This window comes from Agromyces humi, from assembly GCF_009720255.1.
In the GTDB taxonomy this organism is placed as follows: Bacteria; Actinomycetota; Actinomycetes; order Actinomycetales; family Microbacteriaceae; genus Agromyces; species Agromyces humi.
Map to the genome: position 1 here is coordinate 1 of NZ_WJSP02000327.1, position 4203 is coordinate 4203.

At 71.9% G+C, this 4203-nt stretch carries 4 protein-coding genes; all 4 read right to left on the reverse strand.

Going from position 1 to position 4203, the window contains the following annotated elements:
• Positions 1-466 (reverse strand): response regulator (locus GH736_RS18255; protein WP_159605866.1); only part of this gene is annotated, 466 nt, incomplete at its 3' end.
• Complete coding sequence (locus tag GH736_RS18260; RefSeq protein ID WP_159605868.1) at positions 453-1583, reverse strand: hypothetical protein; 1131 nt, start codon at positions 1581-1583, stop codon at positions 453-455. The genes GH736_RS18260 and GH736_RS18255, both read right to left, overlap by 14 nt.
• Positions 1584-1588: 5 nt before the next feature.
• Complete coding sequence (locus GH736_RS18265) at positions 1589-2815, reverse strand: sensor histidine kinase (protein WP_159605870.1); 1227 nt, start codon at positions 2813-2815, stop codon at positions 1589-1591.
• Positions 2816-2962: 147 nt separating this feature from the next.
• Entirely contained in the window at positions 2963-4051 is a 1089-nt protein-coding gene (locus tag GH736_RS18270; RefSeq protein WP_159605881.1) for an Rv2578c family radical SAM protein, read from the reverse strand.
• Positions 4052-4203 lie beyond the last annotated feature (152 nt).

Here is a 4203-nt window from a genome sequence, read left to right on the forward strand (position 1 = left end):
CCGCTGTGCGCGCGCCGTCGGTCGCGGCCGGTCGTCGATGACCCCGGTCGCCCCGTGCGACGCTGCGGGCGAGCTCCACGAGCTGCTCGGCCGGGAGGGTCTTCGAGGCGAACGCGGCAGCACCAGCCGCGATGCAGCGATCCCGCGACGCGTCGTCGTCGACACCGCTCACCACGACCACCTTGGCACCGGCCGCGAGGCAGGCGCGGATGCGCGACTCGATCGAGACGGTGTCGCCGAGCTGCAGGTCCATGAGCACCAGGTCGACGGGGAACTCGGGGTCGCGGATGAGGTCCATCCACGCCGTCGCCCGCACGACGACCTCGAAGTCGGGGGCGTGGTCGGTGAACCACGTCGCCAAGCTGTCGACGATCAGTCCGTGGTCGTCGAGCAGCGCCAACCGCACCCGAGTGGCGGGCGCATCCGCACCCTGCCCCTGGGGCGCGCCGGCCTCAGCCGGGAACATGACTCAACTCCACCCTGACATTCTCGCGCGTCACGAGCGCTTCCGCTCGCATCGACACCGCACGCGCGACGGCGATGAACCGGTCGAGCTCTCGGCGGGACGGCGGCGTCGCGCCGTTCGCCGACGTGATGACGAGGCGACGCCGCGACACCTCGAGCTCGATCGACACCCGGATCCCTGCCGAGCGGCTCCCCTCGCTGAGCCACGTGAGGAGCGCCGTCAGCGCCGAGCGCTGGTCGTCGGCGAGATCGTCGGATGCTCCGGTGGGGTCGTCGACCGACACGGGGATGCCGCGGGACATCCGGATCGTCGCACCCAGGTCGTCGAGCCAGGTGGACTCGATGCCCGCCTTCAGTGCGCGCCGCAGGGCCTCCGCGAGCTCGCGGGCCCGGTCGGCGTCGGCGACCGAGATGCGATCGGCCGTCATCACGCCGGCGAGGAAGGGCAGGACCTCGCGGCCGAGCACCGAGACGCGGCTCTGCTGCACCGACCTCGCGATGCCCGCCCGCAGCTCGCCGTCGCGCTGGAGTGCGGCGCGGTTCGCCTCGCGCTGCCAGGTGAGCGTCACGGCGACGATGGCCCACGAGTAGCCCGCCGCGGCAGCGGTCAGCGCGAGCACGGCCGCCGATTCCACGGCGACGAGCGTCAGGGGCGGCGCGGCGATCACCGTGGTCGACGGCGACCCGACGATGAGGATCGAGAGCACTGCCGTGGCCACCACGCCGCTGAGCAGCAGCGACACCCAGGTGCAGAACGGCGCCAGCGAGAGGATCAGCATGCCGACGACGATCGGGCCGAAGTCGTCGTAGAGGAATCGGTTCGCCCCGATGGTCGACAGGTACTCGGCGATCGCGCCACCGAGGGCGAGCGCCACGACCAGCCACAGGGATTCCGTGCGGAACGGCGCACGCCCCGGAGCTGCGAGGAACGCGGCGCACAGCCCGGCCGCGGTCACGAGCGCGACGGCGAGGAGCGCCGCCCACGGTGAGCCGACCTCCGACCAGTGCGCGACGGTGAGCACGACGGAGGTGGTGAACGCGAGGCCGGCGCCGATCACGACGAGCGGCGCGGCCGTGATGCCGCCGATCGGGTCCACCTCCTGCTGCGTGAGTCGCATGCGGCTCATTCGCCGCCCTCGGGCACGGCGAGCACCACGGTGGTGCCGACGTTCCTCGTCGACCACAGGCGCACGGTACCGCCCTCCTGCTCGACCCTGGCGCGGATCGAGGTGCGCAGGCCGATGCGGTCCTCGGGCACGTCGGCCTCGTCGAATCCGACGCCGCTGTCCATGACCGCGACCGTGACCTCGCCGCCGCCGAGTCCGACCGCGAGCTCCGCCTCCGTGACGCCCGCGTGGCGGGCGACGTTGATGAGGCACTGGGCGACGGCCGCATCGAGGGCGGCCAGCCGTGCCGGTCCCAACAGGCCCAGCACGGCGAAGTCTCCGGTGACGCGCAGGTCGAGGCCGGCGTTGGCCGCCGACACGAGGGCGTGCTCGAGCGAGGGTGTCATCTCCCCGGAACCGTCGGCCCCATTGCCGCGGTCGTGCCCGGCGACTCGGCCGGTCTCGCCCACCGACGCCGCACCGTGGTCGGCGGCCCAGTCGCGGCCGACGATGAGCCCGAGATCCTGCCGGATGCCGTCGCGCAGGCGATTGTCGACGGGCCCCGACCCGGCGGCGGCGATGGCCACCAGGTGGCTGAGCGCCGTGTCGTGCAGCCGCGCGGTCGCACGGAGCTCGTAGTCGTGACGGATGGCGAGCTCTCGGGTCTGCTGGCTCGCGCGGTGCAGTCCCGTCTCGCGGCGTGCGTCCCAGCGCCTGCTGACCCCGTCGAAGCTCCGCGCGACCACAACCATGCCGAGGGCAGCGGCGGCGGCCACGTTCGGCATCCACTCGCCTCCGGCGATCGCCGCGCCGAGGAACGCAGCGGCCTCACCGAGCCCGTATCCCAGCACAGCCCAGGTGATGCCGAGCACGGATCCGACCCCCGCGCCGCCGACGAGCACGAGCGCCACGCGGGGCAGCGCCAGGATGACGTTGTTCGTCGACTCGAACCCGTTCTCGGGGGCCATCACGAGCACCGCGAGGGCCAGCACGACGGCGGTGCCCGCGATGAGGTACAGCAGGGTCGTGGTCACCGTCGGGAAGCGGGCGACCAGCACGAGCAGCGCTGCCATCACGCCCAGCATGACGGCGCTCGCCCATCCGGCGGTCTCGCCGGTCGTGGCGCTGATCACGCCGATGGTGATGCCGACGCCCAGGCAGACCCACGCCGCGCAGTGCCCGGCGTGTGCGAGCGCCCGACTCAAGGAATCTCGCGCCAGGTGCGCGGGCAACCCAAGGGTCATGGTGGTCCTTCGCTCGCGGCCGGCGTCGATCGGGTTCGACGCGGTCTCATGCGGATTATCGCAGGAGCGGGCGGCGCTTCGCAGTCACGTGCCGTGCCCCTCGTGCCGTGGCGTCATGCGATCGCCTCCGGCGTGGAGCGGCCGGATTCAGAACAGGGCGTCGGGATCGGGAGGGAGGCTGAGCGCGTCGGGGAGGGCCGAGGACGCACGGGCAGCCGGCGCCGACGACCCCCGGGCGGCCGGCGCCGTCGATCGAACGCCGCCCGTGACGGGGTCTTCACGACCCCGTTCGAGGCCGTGCGCCCTGATCAGGGGGCGTATCCGCTCGCCGAGCCACCGACGGTACGCCTTCGGGGCATACGTGTTGTTGCCGTAGTACATCGAGCGGTACCTCGGCACGAGTTCGGGATGCTCCTGTTCCAGCCAGTGCATGAACCAGGGCTTCACCCCGGGCTTCAGATGCAGCGCGGTGTAGAGCACGCTCGACGCACCGGCCGCCTTGGCCTGCCGCAGCGCCTCGTCGAGATGCGCCCTGGTATCGGTGAGGTACGGGAGGATCGGCATCATGAAGACGGCGCAGTCGAGGCCGGCGTCGCGCACCGCGGTCACGGTGGCGAGCCGCGCCTTCGTGCTCGGCGTGCCGGGTTCGACCGACTGCTGGAGCTCGTGGTCGTAGACGGCGATCGACATGGCGAGGTCGACGGGCACCCGTTTCGCGGCCTCGGCCAGCTGGGGCAGGTCGCGCCGCAGCAGCGTTCCCTTCGTCAGGATGCTGAACGGCGTGCCGCTCTCGGTGAGCGCGTCGATGATGCCGGGCATCAGCGCGTAACGCCCTTCCGCTCGCTGATACGGGTCGGTGTTGGTGCCGAGGGCCACGGGTTCGTGCCGCCACGACGGCCTCGCGAGCTCGGGTCGCAGCACCTCGGCGACGTTGACCTTGACGATGATCTGCCGGTCGAAGTCGTCGCCCGCGTCGAGGTCGAGGTACGTGTGGGTGGGCCGGGCGAAGCAATACGTGCACGCATGCGAGCAGCCCCGGTAGGGATTGATCGTCCAGCCGAAGGGCATCATCGACTGGCCGGGCACCTTGTTGAGCGCCGACTTCGCCAGCACCTCGTGGAACGTGATGCCGGCGAACTCGGGCGTCTGCACCGAACGCACCAGGTTGTTGAGCTTGGCGAGCCCCGGCAGGGTGCCGCCCTGCTCGACTCCGAGTTCCTGCCCGCTCCACCGCATGCCCCTATTCGAACACACGTTCGAATGTCAGGCAAGCGGATGCCGCGGCGCGCCCCCAACTCGCACGGGAACCGCCGCGGCATCCGCTCGCCGGCTCACGACCGCAGCACCGACTCGCCGACCAGGCGCCCCGCGTCGAGCTGGAGCCGCTC

What these genes read in the sequence shown, in the direction of transcription:
- GH736_RS18260 (WP_159605868.1), bottom strand. Translation starts at nt 1,583, where the DNA reads ATGCGACTCACGCAGCAGGAGGTGGACCCGATCGGCGGCATCACGGCC.
- GH736_RS18265 (WP_159605870.1), bottom strand. Translation starts at nt 2,815, where the DNA reads ATGACCCTTGGGTTGCCCGCGCACCTGGCGCGAGATTCCTTGAGTCGG.
- GH736_RS18270 (WP_159605881.1), bottom strand. Translation starts at nt 4,051, where the DNA reads ATGCGGTGGAGCGGGCAGGAACTCGGAGTCGAGCAGGGCGGCACCCTG.